Origin of the sequence: Marinobacter sp. ELB17 (assembly GCF_000169375.1) — a bacterium.
Classification (GTDB): domain Bacteria; phylum Pseudomonadota; class Gammaproteobacteria; order Pseudomonadales; family Oleiphilaceae; genus Marinobacter.
Genome location: NZ_AAXY01000001.1, coordinates 415426 through 429809, shown reverse-complemented (window position 1 = coordinate 429809; position 14384 = coordinate 415426). Strand labels below are relative to the sequence as shown.

The following is a 14384-nucleotide window of genomic DNA, read 5'->3' as shown; positions in this document are numbered from 1 at the left end:
CGCTGAATGTTTGATATCGGCTTTCTTGAGCTACTGATCTGCGGCGTTATTGCTTTGCTGGTGCTAGGGCCCGAGCGCTTGCCCTCGGCTGCGCGCGCTGCCGGGCGTTGGATAGGGTCTGCGCGCCGTATGATGAGCCAGTTTACCTCGGAGCTTGACCGTGAGCTAAAGGCCGAAGACTTGCGCCAGGAGCTGCGCAAAGCTGGAGATGTTGGCCTAAAAGATGTTCAGAAAACTGTCCGTGATGCCCTGGATGAAGCTAAAAAATACGAAAACATGGTCAAACCAGTGCAGAACCAGTTGGATCAGGCCAACCGCAAAGTAACATCTGAGTTGTCTGAGCTGTGGGACGAAGATGGAACACCCTCCATCGCAAAACCCGCCGACATCTCGCTGGGAAAAGCCCCAGAAAGCCCGGTCGACCTTAACAAACCTTCCCCCAGTTCTGGGGATGCTTCGGACACGCGTTCATGACAGAACAGACCGGGGCCGCTAACCACGTGCCCGACCAGCCTGAAATGCCGCTGATTGAACATCTACTGGAATTGCGTAACCGCCTGCTGAAGATGGTGCTGGCGGTGGTGGTGTGTTTCGCCTTTATTTACCCGTTTGCCAACGAACTTTACCTTTGGTTGTCTGAACCTATCCGCAGCCTGCTGCCGGTGGGCCAGAGCATGATTGCCACCGATGTTACCTCGCCGTTTTTTGCCCCTCTGAAGCTGGCCCTCGTGCTGGCGGTGTTTGCCGCCATCCCGGTCATTCTGTACCAGCTTTGGAGCTTTATTGCCCCGGGCCTGTACACCCATGAGAAAAAAATAGCCTTTCCACTGCTTTTTTCGTCAGTGCTGCTGTTCTATCTGGGTGCTGCTTTTGCCTACTACGTGGTGTTTCCACTGGTTTTCGGTTTCTTTACCTCGGTTGGCCCTGAGGGCATTGTGGAACTGCCAGACATCACCAGCTATCTGAATTTCGTGTTGAAAATGTTCTTTGCCTTTGGCGTGGCGTTCGAGATTCCAATTGCCACCATTCTGCTGGTTATTACCGGCATCACCACGCCGGATGACTTGGCGGCCAAGCGCCCTTATGTGGTGGTTGGTTGCTTTGTTATCGGCATGCTGCTGACCCCGCCGGACATTATCTCGCAAACCTTGCTGGCGCTGCCCATGTGGATTTTGTTTGAGCTCGGCATCCTGTTCGGCCGCTTGATGAAGCGCAAAGTTGCGGGTACCGGCGAGGAAAAAGAGCCCGGCAGCGAATGAATTTGGCTCTGCTGTTCGCCGCGGATTTCATTTCTACCGATACCGTGCGCTTGAGCGATCGTCGCCTGGAACATTTGCGCAGCATTCGTAAAATCGCCGTGGGCGATAGCGTGCCGGTGGGCCAAGTGAACGGCAATATGGGTGTGGGCCGGGTTACCAACCTGACTGCGCACTACGCCGAACTTCACGTCAGCCTTGACCAAGCCCCGCCAAAACCTCTGCCACTTACACTGATGCTGGCCATGCCGCGGCCAAAAATGTTCCGTCGCACTCTACAAACCTGCGCTACCCTGGGCGTAAAAGAACTGTGGCTGATCAACAGTTACAAAGTGGAAAAAAGTTTTTGGCAGACCCCATGGCTGCAAGAGCCGGCGCTGCATGACAACTTGGTGCTGGGGCTGGAGCAAGCTCGCGACACATTGATGCCAAAAGTGCACATTCGCAAACTGTTCAAGCCCTTTGTGGAAGACGAGCTACCGGCGCTTCTGGCCGGCAAACAGGCACTGGTGGCACATCCCGGCAGTGCACAGCCTTGCCCTGTGCACCTGCCAGGCCCGGCGGCCCTTTGCATTGGCCCCGAAGGTGGCTTCACCGATTACGAAGTGAATAAACTGCAGCAGGCAGGGTGCCAGGCTGTACATCTGGGCCAACGTATACTGCGGGTAGAAACCGCCGTGCCGGTGCTGGTCAGCCGGTTGTTTGACGGTTGCGTGTAAGCTTGCCTAACCCTCAGCTTTGCTTAGCTTCCGGCTTTTTAAATCGCTTCAGCAGTGGCGTCAGCACCGCTACCAGCAACAACCCCGCTACCAGGCCGAACACACCGTTGGCCAACATGGGCACTGCTGCTCCGGCCATCTCTCCCAGGCCTTCGGCAAAACTCTCAATATCGTGGCCGATGGCGGAAAAACCATGGGTAAGAATCCCCCCGCCCACCAGAAACATGGCAATGGTGCCAAGTACCGACAGGGTTTTCATCATATAAGGCGCAAACCACAAAATACCGTGACCCAGCTTTTGCGCCAGGGCGCTGTCTTTTTTAGTCAGGTACAGACCGCCATCGTCCAGTTTTACGATACCCGCCACCAAACCGTAGACACCCACCGTAATCATAAACGCTACCACTGACAGCACGGCGAACTGCATGCCGATGGGCTGTTGAGTCACTGTGCCAAGGGTAATCGCAATGATTTCTGCCGATAAAATAAAGTCGGTGCGGATGGCGCCCTTTATTTTGTCTTTTTCCACGTGTTTCAGGTCGACTTGCGGGTTTTTCAGGGCTTCTTTCAGGTCTTTTTTATGCTGGTCGTGTTCGACCTTGTGCAAAAACCGGTGCACCAATTTTTCCGCGCCCTCGTAACACAGAAAGGCACCGCCGAGCATCAGCAAGGGGGTTACCAGCCAGGGCGCAAAAAAGCTGATGGCCACCGCCGCAGGCACCAGAATCGCCTTGTTCAGCAGCGACCCTTTCGCCACCGCCCACACCACCGGCAACTCCCGCGAGGGCTTTACGCCGGCAACCTGTTGCGCGTTCAGCGCCAAGTCATCACCCAGCACGCCGGCGGTTTTCTTGGTGGCAACCTTGGTCATCAACGATATATCGTCAAGAATGGTGGCGATGTCGTCAATCAGTGCAAACAGGCTGCTGCCGGCCATGGATTATTCTCTATTTAAAAAGTTTAGTCCCTTAGCCCCATGGCTTCGGCGGCCAGTCGGTTTTTCAGGGGTGCCAACTGGTTAAGCCAGTTCATGCCCTGATTGCGCAGCCACCGTAACGGCAGTTCGTCGCGGCCAAACAGCTGCTTTAAACCTTCCATGGCTGCCATCATGGTTAAATTTTCCGATTTGCGGCGGCGCTGGTAGCGCCCAAGCACCAGAGCATCTCCGGGGTTCAGGCCCAGCTTGCGGGCACGCTTTAATTCCTCCAGCAATACCGCCACGTCGCCATAACCCAGGTTGGCACCCTGGCCCGCCAGCGGATGAATACTGTGCGCGGCGTCGCCCACCAGCGCGAAGCCTGGCGCTGTGTAATTCATGGCGTGGCGCTGGCGCAGAGGAAAGGCAAAGCGACGGGAAATCGCTTCAACCGAATCCTCCGGCAGCTCGATTGCCCTCGCCAGTTCGGCGTTGAAAGCGACGTCATCCAGCGCCATCAGGCGCCGGGCTTCAAGCGTGTCCTGAGACCACACAATCGAACAGAAATGTTCGTCGCCGTTGTCAGCCTGCAACGGCAGAAATGCCAGCGGGCCAGTGCGGGAGAAACTTTGCCGCGCGGTGTACTGGTGCACCTGTTTGCTGCGCACCGTGGCCACAATGGCCTGTTGATCATAATCCCATTCGCGGGTAGGCAGGCCAACTAACTGACGCAACCGTGATTGCGCGCCGTCTGCGGCTACCACCAATCGCGCCCGCAGGTGCTGGCCATCTTCCAGGCAAATACCGGGTGCATTTCCACCCTCCCCATCCGGCCCGTTCGCCAGCCAGCCAGCCACCTTGGCGCCGCTAAAAATGGTCGCCGGGCTGGCTTCCAAAGCATTAAACAGGGACCGCACAATATGGCGATTTTCGACAATCGTGCCCAGCGCTTCGGCGCGCATTTCTGCGGCATCGAATTCTATGCGCCCCGTGCCTTCGGCGTCCCACACTGTCATCGTCTGGTAAGGGCAGTGACGGCCCGCGGCCACTTCTGCCCAAGCACCAAGCCCTTCCAACAACCGCTGGCTGGCCATGGAGACGGCGCTCACACGGGGTTCGAAGTCATCAACACCGGTCGCCGGCTGCGCAGCGGCCTGCAACTTCGCCAGGGGGCTGGACTCAACCAGAACAACTTGCCAACCCTGTTGCGCCAACCCCAAAGCCAAGGCCGATCCCACCATACCGCCACCAACAATCATAATGTCCGCCACAGCGGGCGTTTTTGAGCTGTGCGCTTCAGTCATGGCTCAACGCCTTGCTGTTATGGGAACCGGGGCGCTGAATGTGGGCTTTGCGACCGCCCAGGCCCATGGCGTTCCCTGCGAACCAGCGTTTTGCTGCGGGCAGTAGGTCTAACCCCATTAAACCGGCATCTCTGGCCGCAGCGAGCGGTGGCAGTGGCGAGCCAAAAATCTGAATCAGGGAGTCGGAAAAACCAGCGGTTTGCACGCGGTCGCTCTGGTGTAATTGCTGGTAACGCTGCAATACCGCAAGCTCGCCGGGGTTGCTGCCTTGCTCACTGGCCAGGCGGAATTGCTCCACCAGCGTCATCAATCCGCGCAGGGCCAGATTGAAACCCTGGCCTGCCACCGGGTGTAAGCTGTGGGCGGCGTTGCCCACCAATGCAATGCCCGGACGCACCGGGTTGTCTACCAGCGTCAGCGCCAGCGGGTAGTGATTGCATTCGCCAATGCGGCTGAAGCGCCCCAGGCGCCAGCCAAATCGCTGCTGCAAACGCGCGCACTTGTCGGCGTCTGGCATGGCCAACACCTCTTCCAGCTCGGAGTCCGATAAGGTCCACACCAGCGCCGACTGATGGCTTGCGCGTGTTGGCGAACCATGGGGTAGCAACGCCATGGGGCCGCTGTCGGTGAAGCGCTCGTAGGCAGAAAACTGATGACTGTCGGCGGTGGTTACGTTAGCAATCAACGCATTCTGGCCGTAGGGCTGGTGACGAACCTGAAACCCCAGGCGCTCACGCAGATCAGAACGGCCGCCGTCAGCTACCACCAGGCAGCGCGCGCTCAGTTCCCTGGTTTCACCTGCGGTGGTTACCGTCACGCGCACATTGTCACCGTGGCAGGTCATGTCAGTCACCTCCGCCGGCGCCAACCATTGCACCTGCGTTTTTAACAGCTCACGCACCAAACACAAGCCCATCCAGCGGTTATCCACGACGTAGCCCAAGGCATCCTGGCGGTATTCTGCGGCGTGCAGGCGGGCAGCGCCAAAATGGCCGCGGTCCGATACGTGTATGTGACGTATCGGGGCGGCGTGCTGGGCCAATGCAGGCCACAAACCAAGCTGGTCATAAATCATCTTGGAACCCCAGGCCAAGGCGGTCGAGCGCGCATCGTAGCTGGGCTGGTAACTGCTTGGTTCAGCGTTGCTGGCGAGGGGGAAAGTCTCCGCCACGGTTACACGCAGTTGGGGCACCATGCGCGCCAGCGCCAAAGCCAAGGTCGCTCCGGCTAAACCTCCGCCGGCAATCAGGATATCGGTATCCGTATCGTTTGCCGTCACGCTCAGCCCGCCATTAGTGCTTCAATTTCGTCGATTGTTTTTGGCACGCCGTCAGTCAGCACGCGGCAGCCGTCTTTGGTGACAACCACGTCGTCTTCAATACGAATGCCAATTCCACGCCAGCGATCATCCACGTCGGTGTTATTCGGTGACACATACAACCCGGGCTCCACCGTCATAACCATGCCCGGCTCCAGCTGGCGCCAGGCATCACCCACCTTGTAGTCACCCACATCGTGAACATCCAACCCTAACCAATGGCCGGTGCGGTGCATGAAAAACGGTTTAAACGTTTCATTGGCGATGGCGTCACCCAGTGGCCCAGCAATCAGGCCCAAATCAATCAAGCCCTGAGCAAGCACATTCAGCGCCGCTTCGTGGGGCTGGTTCCAGTGATTGCCAGGGCGCACGGCATCAATCGCGGCAAACTGGGCATTCAACACCACGTTGTAAAGCGCCTTTTGAGGCTCGCTGAAATGGCCGCTCACCGGAAACGTGCGAGTAATGTCCGAGGCGTAGCATTCCAGTTCGCAGCCGGCGTCGATCAACACCAGATCGCCGTTGTTTAGGGGCTCGCTGTTTTCGATGTAATGTAGAATACAGCCGTTCACGCCGCCACCCACAATAGATGGATACGCTGTCTCGCGGGTGCCGTGCTGGCGGAACGTATGAATCAGTTCGGCTTCGAGATGGTATTCACCCAGCCCCTCGCGGGCGAGTTTCATGGCGTTGCAGTGGGCCTGGGCTGAGATTTCGCCGGCCTTGGCCATCACTTTGATTTCATTCGCGCTTTTATAAAGACGTAAATCGTGCAGAAGATGCTCTACCGCCGCAAATTCGCCGGGGGGGCGAGCGCCGGTGCGCACCTTGCTGCGAATCACTTTTACCCAGTCCATAACACGGGTGTCAAAACCACGGTCTTTACCCAGCGGGTAATAAATGCGGCTGCGGCCCTCAATCAGGCCCGGCAGGATATCGTCGATGTCACCAATCGGGAAAGCGTCGTCCACGCCGTAACGCTCAACGGCGCCTTCCTGGCCCACTAAAAAGCCGTCCCACTGTTCCTTTAAAGGATCGCGCTCTTTGCAGAACAACACCGATTCGCCATGAGCGCGCCCGGGAATCAACACCAGCACCGACTCAGGCTCACCAAAGCCGGTTAAATAATGAAAATCGCTGTCTTGGCGAAACGGGTGCAAAACGTCGCGATTACGCACGCGTTCTGGCGCCGAAGGCAGAATGGCAATGCTATCCGGCGCCATGTGGCCCATCAGCTTGCGGCGGCGCTCAGCAAATTCCTTTACAGGTATCATCGACGTCATACAGTCTCCAACCATTAAAATGTTCAGGGCCAAGACGGTCCTTTTTTCTCATGAGTTCTAGTGCGCTCTCGTGAGCTTCAGTGAGTCTTAATGAGTCTTAATGAGGCCTAATGAGACCTAATGAAGAGTAGGGGGCGTCTTGGCCGGTTGCTCCGGCTCGTTAAACTCGGTAAACACGGCCAGCGCACCCAACCTGACATACTCGGTAATTTCTACCAGCTGCTGATCGTTTTCTTCGCTCGCGTCTTCTTCGTCAGACAGCTGGCTGATCGCGACCATGTCTTCCATCAGCTCGCGAATTTCCTCCGGCGCCTCGCCCAGCGACTCACCCGCCGCCAGTGCCATGCCCGCCAGGAAGCCACGCACCCACGAAATTAACGATTCCAGCCTTTGCTCAAGCGCATAATCATCATCTGGAAGCAGGGGCTGGAAGCTCATATCCATACTGCTCAGCTGCGCCAGGGCCTGTTGGTAAATACCCGCGGCGAACACCCTAAGCTCAGGCGACTCTTCCAACGCTGTCGAAGCCAGCCCGATATGTTCGCACACCATGGTGGCACACTCGTCTTCTTGCATACGCCCACCAGCGGCGAAACGACCACACAGAACACCGTGTAACTCAGACGGGTGGCTGAACGCTTTGTGCGCCAGAAACACATTGGCCCAGCGCTCGAATTCCGCAGAAATCTCGATATTTGGAGCAGCGGAAGCATCGGATAAAGACATGGAAAAACCCTAATAGGTGAATAATAAAGATTGCCATTATCCTAGCATTGCAGCGCCTGCATGGCACTTTCTGTTGCCTTAGAGCACATTCTGTTGCTTTTTCATCGCACTCGGTCAAAGATGTTATAACATAACTTTACAGGAACCCGTCATGACATCCCGCAACCCTTTAACATCTCTAAAATCTATAAACTCTCTGAGTGTTGCCATTGGCCTGTGCCTGTGCGCGTTGGCCACCACCAGCACAGCCAGCGAACAGCAACCACACCAACACGGCCATGCCCAGCTGCAGATGGCGGTGGAGAACAACAACGTTGACCTGATTCTGACCAGCCCCGCCTTCAACCTGCTGGGTTTCGAACATGAACCACGCACCGAGCAACAAAAACAGACCCTGGAAAACGCCAGGCAGTGGCTAACGACCCAAGCACTGATTGCGCCCGCCGGTGGCAACTGCACGATGGAATCGGCCAGCATGGACTTCAGCGCAAAAGCGGCGGAACAAGATCATCACGATCACGACCACCATCACGATGAAACCATGAACGAACATGCCAACATAGAAGTCAGTCAGGTGCTCAACTGCAAAAGTGCGGATATCGGCGGCCAGCTTACAACCCCGCTGATCGCCCAATTTCCGGAGATACAGGAACTGGACGTGGAGTGGGTAACCAACAGCCGCCAGGGCAGCACAAAACTGAGCTCATCCGATAACCAATTCCAGCTCTGAAAAGTTCAAAAGCATCAATACTCATAAGGATAAATCGACTCCACCGCCATGGAATAAGACGAGGTCCCGATCACATTCTCGGTACGATCAATCAAAATCGTAACCTCAACCCAGACCGGGTCGTAGAGCGCAGTCAGCTTGAAGCCTTTTTTGTATTTCATATGGATAAGCTGATTGGGTGGCGGCGGTGGCACATGAATACAGGCACCAAAATAAGGCACCAGGAAAAACTCCAGAATGCGCATATCCTCTGTCGTCTTCAGCGGCACAACGAAACCCGGAATACGGCCCCGGGTATTGGCCATGGCCGTTACCACACGCCCGGTCATGATCTCGTCCGGCAGCAAGGGCGGGCCTTCGCCGTCGTGCACAATTTCCGGCATGCTCTCGAGCAGTGCCAGATCCTCCGCCGGCATCAAATCCAGCCAATCAATCTCCGGTAGCTCCGCGTGCGCCAAAGGTAAAAATACCATGAGCAGCAACCCCAGGGGCAAAGCAGAACAGCGCCGAACACAACTCACTCTGTGCAACTTATTAGCCATGTATTCGTTTAACCCCGCCAAGCTGTGGATTGAAAAGAGTTATCATACACCCGCCAGAATCAATCACCATGACCAAAACGACAGCCACCATGATCACTCCAGACTCTGACAGCGCAAGCGCTCCGCTTGCCCTGCCCTCTCTACAAATCCGAGAGCTGACCTTTCGCTGGCAGTCCCGCCAGCCTGCCCTGACTTTTCCGGATATCAATCTGGACGCCGGCGACCACCTGTTTTTACGCGGGGCCAGCGGCAGCGGTAAAAGCACCTTGCTGGGCCTTCTGGCCGGGCTAAACACCGCAGACAACGGCGACATCCGCCTGCTAGGAAAGTCTATAAGGGGCCTTGCACCCTCAGCACGGGATCGTTTCCGCGCCGACCATATCGGTGTGATCTTTCAGCAGTTCAATCTGGTGCCCTATCTGACCGCGCTGGCTAATGTCATTCTTCCCTGTCAGCTTTCCCCCGTTCGCCGTGACCGCATCAGCTCAGAAACCCGCACCTCAGACACCCGGGCCGCCATTCACGCCAAAGCAAAAACGCTTCTGTCAGCGCTCTCTATTCCCCAGGAACTGCATAGCCGCAAACCCGCGCAGCTGAGCATTGGTCAGCAGCAACGGGTTGCGGCAGCCCGCGCGCTGATGGGCGCACCGGAGCTGATTCTGGCTGACGAGCCCACTTCAGCGCTGGACAGCAACAATCGCGATCGCTTTATGCAGTTGCTGCTGGAGATGGCGCAGCAGAATAAAACCTCGGTGGTGTTTGTCAGCCATGACCCGGCCCTGGCACACCATTTTCACCACCAGATTGAACTGGAGCAGCCATCATGGCTATCTTCATGACCACCCGCATGACAGCCCACCTTGCTCTGACACTCACCAAATCCAGCCTTTGGCACCGCCGGCGGATACTGTTGCTGGTTACCCTCACGCTCACGCTCAGCGTGAGCCTGCTGTTGGGCATCCAGTATGTGCGCAGCGAAATTCGGCAGTCGTTCACCAACACCATCAGCAATACAGATCTGATCATCGGCGCCCGCAGCGGTCAGTTGAACCTGTTGCTATACAGCGTGTTTCACATTGGCGATGCGACGAACAACCTGAGCTGGCAAAGTTATCAAGCTCTGAAAGACGACGAGCGCTTAAGCTGGCTGATCCCCATTTCCCTGGGCGACAGCTACAACGGCCACCGCATGGTGGCAACCACCAGCGCCATGTTCGAGCACTTTCGCTATGGCCGCAGCCAGCCGCTGACACTGCAGCGCGGCCAGTGGTTCAACGATCTGTTTGAGGTGGTATTGGGCGCCGATGTCGCCCGTGCTTTCAATCATAGTGTTGGCGACCAGCTCATTATGGGCCACGGAGGTGGTAGTGTGAGCTTCGCCCGCCACGACAGCACGCCGTTTACCGTAACCGGCGTGCTTGATACCACCGGTACGCCGGTAGACCAGGCGGTTTATATCAGCCTGGACAGTATGGAAGCCATGCATGTGGGCTGGGAGTCTGGCGTGGGCATTCCCGGGCGCACTTTAACCCTGGAGCAGGCCAAACAGCGCAATTTTATCCCGTCCAACATTACCGCCGCATTTGCCGGCGTAGAACGCAAAGTACTGACCTTTCGTATCCAGCGCGACATCAACACCTATGGTAAAGAGCCGCTAACCGCCATACTGCCCGGCGTTGCCCTGAGCGAGCTTTGGCGCCTGTTGGGCCAGTTTGAAAAGGCGCTGCTGGGCATCACCGGCTTTGTGGTCGTGGTATGTCTGATTAGCCTGGCCACGGTGCTGCTGACGTTACAGGCCCAGCGATCAGCCGAAATCGCCATACTTCGTGCAACCGGCGCCTCTGCGGGTTTAATTGCCAGCCTGTACCTGCTGGAATCATTGGCAATCGCGCTGCTGGCCTGCGTTTTAGCGTTGGCGCTGGGCGCTGCCGGTATAGCCGCCGTCAGCCCTTGGCTACAAGCCAACTACGGCGTTTTGCTTACACTGCGCCCACTGAATCCGGACGAGTGGATTCTGCTGGCAGCGGTGCCGGTTGCTGCACTGGTGATTGGTTTGATGCCGGCGCTGAGCGCCTGGCGCCGCGGCCGGCGTCCGGGCTGGCAAGTACTGGATGACGTCTGAAATCTTTACCCAAACGGGGATAACAGAGCTGTAAATTGACCGGTATCCCGTGCGCACTTATAGTTGACAGTTCTTTCGGTTATGCAAAGCTTCGCATAACTACAATTATCCTCACCCTATAATTATGCAAGGTTTGTTGGGCTATTCCGGCAAAGGCCAGTGGCGACGAAGCTTTTAGCTGTGTTGTAGCTATCGAGCTTTGCATAAAAACAGTGTTTCCTGTGGGCTCGTCCCTAACCGCAGGAGCACACACCATGCCCGCCGATAAAACCCTCACAAACCTTGTTCGCTACAACTGGCTGATTGATAGTCCGCTCGAGAGCGTCGTTTCATCCTACATTAAGGCGCTGCGAGGCCAGCGCTACGCTGATCGCACCATCAGAATCTATTTGGGCTGCCTTGCCCATTTTGGTTTCTGGCTTAAAGCTGAAGAGCTCGAGTTGACGCACGTCGATTCATCCCTTATTAAACGGTTCGTGCGCGAACACCTCCCGGCGTGCACCTGTCCCGTACCCTGCTACGATTCTGTAGGCTGCTCCGGAGCGGCGCTTCGGCATCTGCTCAAAATACTGATGCGTTCACAGCCATCGCCAACGATGGCGAAGGATCCAGTGACGATCGAGCTCACTCGGTTCGCCGAGTACTTAACGGATACTTGCGGGCTATCATCAGCCACCCGTGACAGCCGAGCTCAACACGTTGGGGCGTTCCTCTACGACGTAGGCGTTACTGATACCGTGAGCGTCTTGTCGCTGTCGGCGACCGACATAGATGCTTACTTTTCGACGCTGACGTCGCGCCTACGGCCGGCATCGCTGCGTATCGTGTGCAACAGTCTGCGTAGCTACTTTCGTTACCGTGCCGTGCGCGGTGACGAGACCGACGGGCTAGCGGCAGCGCTTCCACGAATCGCAGACTGGCGCCGGGCCACGTTGCCCAAGGTATTGTCGGACGCCGAACTAACGGCCTTTCTGGATGCCTTCGATCGCACGGACCCCGTTGGCCTGCGTGACTATGCCATCGCGCGCTGCCTGCTTGATCTGGGTTTACGCGGTCACGAAGTAACCTACCTCACGCTGGAGTCGATCGACTGGCGCAGGGCAATACTGACCATCAGCGGTACCAAAAGTAAACGCATTCAACAGCTTCCCCTGCCTGCGTCCACGGGAGAGGCGGTAGCGCAGTATCTGCGACAGGGACGCCCGCAGACGACGAGCCGCAGACTATTCGTCCGGCACCGGGCACCGCTCGACACGCCACTGAGCGTTCCGGCCATTCGCAATTCAATGAACCGCGCCTTTGTTCGTTGCGGTTTGCGCGATCAGTTCTGCAACACACACGTGCTGCGGCGAACGATGGCAACGCAGCTACAGCGCGCTGGGGTCTCAGTCAAAGAGATCGCCGACGTATTGCGTCACAAGAGTCTTGACACTGCCTACAGCTACGCCCGCGTTGACGTGGAGCAATTGCGCGCGATGGCACTGCCGTGGCCCGGGAGCCCGTCATGAGCGCCCGGTTGTCTTGGATGGCGCGGGTCGAAGCGTACCTGGCGTATCGTCGTCGTAACGGATTCGAGCTAACCATCGACGCAACGCAGCTTCAGTCATTTGCCCGTTTCGCGGATGAGGTCTCTCCTGAAGGGCATCTGACGGTGCCGCTCGCTGTCGCATGGGCACAGACTTCGCAGCTTAAGGCGTCGTTTACCTGGGCGCGCCGCATCGGGATTCTTCGCGGTTTCGCCCGCTTTTGCCAGCGCGAGGATCCGGCGACGGAGGTTCCACCGCGAAGTCTCTTTGGTTCGGCCCACCGGCGTCTCATCCCACACATCTACACAGAAGCCGAACTGTGCACACTGCTTGAAGCCACGCATGGCTTGGCGCCCACCGAGGGATTGCGTCCAGCAACTTGCCACTGTGTTTTTGGCTTGCTCGCCGCGACCGGGCTACGCATCGCCGAAGCACTGACACTAACCGCGGCTGACGTCGACATGGACAGTGGCGTTTTGCATATCCGCGAAGCGAAGTTCCATCAGCAGCGTCTCGTACCGCTGCATCCGAGCGTTACCGACTCGTTGCGCGCCTATGCACGACAGCGAGATAGGCTCGTGCCACGGCCTTGTTGTGACAAGTTCTTCCTGCGTGATGATGGCAGCGGCGTAAATCAGCCCAGCATGCTGTATGCCTTACAGAGGCTGTGTCAGCAACTGGACTGGCAAACGCGCGGTGACTATCAGCGTCACCGCCTGCATGACATCCGGCACACCTTCATCGTGAGAAGCATGCTGCGCCTCTATGAAGAGGGCGTAGATATTGATCGTGCCATTCTGGCGCTATCAACCTACGTCGGGCACGCCAAGGTGAGCGACACCTACTGGTATGTCACCGGCATTCCCGAACTGATGGCGATCGCCGCCGAACGCTTTCACCTCTATACGCAAGGAGAGGCGTCATGAACCCCTTGCTCACCGCTCCCACCGAATTCGGCGCGTTGCTCCAGCGCTTCTTCGCCGAGCGCTTGATCCAGCAACAGAACGTCAGCCCCCGAACAGTCGCTGCCTATCGCGATACCTTCAAGCTCTTGCTGAACTATGTGGGACGCGCAACGGGCAAGCCACCTGCCATGCTGGCACTGTGCGATGTCGATGCGGCCTTGGTGCTGAATTTCCTCACGCATCTCGAGACCGAACGGCACAACACCATTCGCACGCGCAATGCAAGATTGGCGGCGGTTCGTGCCTTTGCCCACTACGTCGCCTCACAAGCGCCGCCAGCTCTGCATCTTGCACAACAGATTCTCGCGATACCTATGAAACGCTTCGAACGACCCATGCTTGAGTTCCTGTCTCGCGACGAGGTTCGCGCGCTGCTTGCAGCCCCGGGTATAACGACCTGGTGCGGGCGCCGCGACACCGCCATGCTCACGGTGCTTTACAACACCGGCGCTCGGGTTTCCGAACTGATCGGCATCCGGGTGGCCGATATCACGTTGGCGGCAACCGCCTCTGTGCGCCTACATGGCAAGGGCCGCAAACAACGAACCGTGCCTCTATGGAAGGAAACGGCGAAGGAAATCCGGCAGTGGCTAAAATACGCCGACTTGCATGTCGAGCAACCCCTCATTCCAAACCGCAGCGGATTGCCAATGACGCGCACCAATGTGGCCGAACGACTGAACCTGGCCGTCAGCACCGCGACAAAGATGTGTCCACAGTTAGCAGGCCGCAGGATCTCGCCGCATACCTGGCGCCATACGACGGCCATGCACCTGTTGCAGGCGGGCGTCGATCTGACCGTGATCGCGTTGTGGCTCGGTCACGAAAGCCCCGTCACCACTCACGGCTATGTCGAAGCGGACATGGGCATGAAGGAGCGGGCCCTTGCCGCCATCACCCCACCTGCGACCCAGCACAAGCGCTACCGCCCGACGGACGCACTCCTCCAGTTCCTGGAAAGTCTCTGAAATTATGCA

At 57.4% G+C, this 14384-nt stretch carries 15 protein-coding genes; 9 read left to right on the top strand and 6 right to left on the bottom strand.

From position 1 onward, the window contains the following. Window positions 1-6 precede the first annotated feature (6 nt). From tatB to MELB17_RS02045, 3 genes are read left to right on the top strand one after another with little or no spacing between them, the layout of a single operon-like run. Complete coding sequence (gene tatB / locus MELB17_RS02055) at window positions 7-474, top strand: Sec-independent protein translocase protein TatB (protein WP_007348466.1); 468 nt, start codon at window positions 7-9, stop codon at window positions 472-474. Next, window positions 471-1259: a twin-arginine translocase subunit TatC gene (tatC, locus tag MELB17_RS02050; RefSeq protein ID WP_007348465.1), complete on the top strand. Its 789-nt coding sequence runs from the start codon at window positions 471-473 to the stop codon at window positions 1257-1259. The genes tatB and tatC overlap by 4 nt, the downstream gene beginning before the upstream one ends. Next, window positions 1256-1975 carry a 16S rRNA (uracil(1498)-N(3))-methyltransferase gene (locus tag MELB17_RS02045; protein ID WP_007348464.1) on the top strand — a complete coding sequence of 240 codons (720 nt, stop codon included), beginning with the start codon at window positions 1256-1258 and terminating at the stop codon, window positions 1973-1975. The genes tatC and MELB17_RS02045 overlap by 4 nt, the downstream gene beginning before the upstream one ends. A 13-nt stretch (window positions 1976-1988) precedes the next feature. Here the strand turns inward: MELB17_RS02045 and MELB17_RS02040 are convergent, their stop codons facing one another. From MELB17_RS02040 to MELB17_RS02020, 5 genes are all read right to left on the bottom strand, one after another. Continuing rightward, window positions 1989-2912 (bottom strand): DUF808 domain-containing protein, encoded by a 924-nt coding sequence (locus MELB17_RS02040; RefSeq protein ID WP_007348463.1) that lies wholly within the window; start codon window positions 2910-2912, stop codon window positions 1989-1991. 23 nt (window positions 2913-2935) lie between these two features. Continuing rightward, a complete protein-coding gene (locus MELB17_RS02035) occupies window positions 2936-4195 on the bottom strand; it encodes an FAD-dependent oxidoreductase (RefSeq protein ID WP_007348462.1) in 1260 nt (419 codons plus the stop codon). Beyond that, window positions 4188-5474 (bottom strand): 2-octaprenyl-6-methoxyphenyl hydroxylase, encoded by a 1287-nt coding sequence (ubiH, locus tag MELB17_RS02030; protein ID WP_007348461.1) that lies wholly within the window; start codon window positions 5472-5474, stop codon window positions 4188-4190. Before ubiH ends, MELB17_RS02035 begins: the two co-directional genes overlap by 8 nt. 2 nt (window positions 5475-5476) lie before the next feature. Then, the gene (gene pepP / locus MELB17_RS02025; RefSeq protein ID WP_036183157.1) at window positions 5477-6796 is read right to left on the bottom strand and encodes a Xaa-Pro aminopeptidase; all 1320 of its coding nucleotides are present in this window, start codon (window positions 6794-6796) and stop codon (window positions 5477-5479) included. A 117-nt stretch (window positions 6797-6913) separates the two neighbouring features. Further along, window positions 6914-7522 (bottom strand): UPF0149 family protein, encoded by a 609-nt coding sequence (locus MELB17_RS02020; protein WP_007348459.1) that lies wholly within the window; start codon window positions 7520-7522, stop codon window positions 6914-6916. A 151-nt stretch (window positions 7523-7673) separates the two neighbouring features. Here MELB17_RS02020 and MELB17_RS02015 point away from each other — a divergent pair, with 151 nt between their 5' ends. Next, window positions 7674-8252 carry a DUF2796 domain-containing protein gene (locus tag MELB17_RS02015; protein WP_007348458.1) on the top strand — a complete coding sequence of 193 codons (579 nt, stop codon included), beginning with the start codon at window positions 7674-7676 and terminating at the stop codon, window positions 8250-8252. A gap of 14 nt (window positions 8253-8266) precedes the next feature. Here the strand turns inward: MELB17_RS02015 and MELB17_RS02010 are convergent, their stop codons facing one another. After that, window positions 8267-8725: a DUF3299 domain-containing protein gene (locus tag MELB17_RS02010; RefSeq protein WP_007348457.1), complete on the bottom strand. Its 459-nt coding sequence runs from the start codon at window positions 8723-8725 to the stop codon at window positions 8267-8269. Window positions 8726-8862: 137 nt separating this feature from the next. On the opposite strand from MELB17_RS02010, the gene MELB17_RS02005 reads away from it, so the two are divergent. The 5 genes from MELB17_RS02005 to MELB17_RS01985 all read left to right on the top strand — a co-directional run bounded on the left by MELB17_RS02005 (window position 8863) and on the right by MELB17_RS01985 (window position 14375). Further along, the gene (locus MELB17_RS02005; RefSeq protein WP_007348456.1) at window positions 8863-9633 is read left to right on the top strand and encodes an ABC transporter ATP-binding protein; all 771 of its coding nucleotides are present in this window, start codon (window positions 8863-8865) and stop codon (window positions 9631-9633) included. After that, a complete protein-coding gene (locus tag MELB17_RS02000) occupies window positions 9618-10916 on the top strand; it encodes an ABC transporter permease (RefSeq protein ID WP_007348455.1) in 1299 nt (432 codons plus the stop codon). The genes MELB17_RS02005 and MELB17_RS02000 overlap by 16 nt, the downstream gene beginning before the upstream one ends. A 254-nt stretch (window positions 10917-11170) precedes the next feature. Continuing rightward, complete coding sequence (locus MELB17_RS01995; RefSeq protein WP_007348454.1) at window positions 11171-12424, top strand: site-specific integrase; 1254 nt, start codon at window positions 11171-11173, stop codon at window positions 12422-12424. Further along, window positions 12403-13368, top strand: a complete 966-nt coding sequence (locus tag MELB17_RS01990; protein WP_227498758.1) for a tyrosine-type recombinase/integrase — start codon at window positions 12403-12405, stop codon at window positions 13366-13368. Before MELB17_RS01995 ends, MELB17_RS01990 begins: the two co-directional genes overlap by 22 nt. Further along, complete coding sequence (locus MELB17_RS01985; protein WP_007348452.1) at window positions 13365-14375, top strand: tyrosine-type recombinase/integrase; 1011 nt, start codon at window positions 13365-13367, stop codon at window positions 14373-14375. The genes MELB17_RS01990 and MELB17_RS01985 overlap by 4 nt, the downstream gene beginning before the upstream one ends. Window positions 14376-14384 lie beyond the last annotated feature (9 nt).

What these genes read in the sequence shown, in the direction of transcription:
- tatB (WP_007348466.1), top strand. Translation starts at nt 7, where the DNA reads ATGTTTGATATCGGCTTTCTTGAGCTACTGATCTGCGGCGTTATTGCT.
- tatC (WP_007348465.1), top strand. Translation starts at nt 471, where the DNA reads ATGACAGAACAGACCGGGGCCGCTAACCACGTGCCCGACCAGCCTGAA.
- MELB17_RS02045 (WP_007348464.1), top strand. Translation starts at nt 1,256, where the DNA reads ATGAATTTGGCTCTGCTGTTCGCCGCGGATTTCATTTCTACCGATACC.
- MELB17_RS02040 (WP_007348463.1), bottom strand. Translation starts at nt 2,912, where the DNA reads ATGGCCGGCAGCAGCCTGTTTGCACTGATTGACGACATCGCCACCATT.
- MELB17_RS02035 (WP_007348462.1), bottom strand. Translation starts at nt 4,195, where the DNA reads ATGACTGAAGCGCACAGCTCAAAAACGCCCGCTGTGGCGGACATTATG.
- pepP (WP_036183157.1), bottom strand. Translation starts at nt 6,796, where the DNA reads ATGACGTCGATGATACCTGTAAAGGAATTTGCTGAGCGCCGCCGCAAG.
- MELB17_RS02020 (WP_007348459.1), bottom strand. Translation starts at nt 7,522, where the DNA reads ATGTCTTTATCCGATGCTTCCGCTGCTCCAAATATCGAGATTTCTGCG.
- MELB17_RS02015 (WP_007348458.1), top strand. Translation starts at nt 7,674, where the DNA reads ATGACATCCCGCAACCCTTTAACATCTCTAAAATCTATAAACTCTCTG.
- MELB17_RS02010 (WP_007348457.1), bottom strand. Translation starts at nt 8,725, where the DNA reads ATGGTATTTTTACCTTTGGCGCACGCGGAGCTACCGGAGATTGATTGG.
- MELB17_RS02005 (WP_007348456.1), top strand. Translation starts at nt 8,863, where the DNA reads ATGACCAAAACGACAGCCACCATGATCACTCCAGACTCTGACAGCGCA.
- MELB17_RS02000 (WP_007348455.1), top strand. Translation starts at nt 9,618, where the DNA reads ATGGCTATCTTCATGACCACCCGCATGACAGCCCACCTTGCTCTGACA.
- MELB17_RS01995 (WP_007348454.1), top strand. Translation starts at nt 11,171, where the DNA reads ATGCCCGCCGATAAAACCCTCACAAACCTTGTTCGCTACAACTGGCTG.
- MELB17_RS01985 (WP_007348452.1), top strand. Translation starts at nt 13,365, where the DNA reads ATGAACCCCTTGCTCACCGCTCCCACCGAATTCGGCGCGTTGCTCCAG.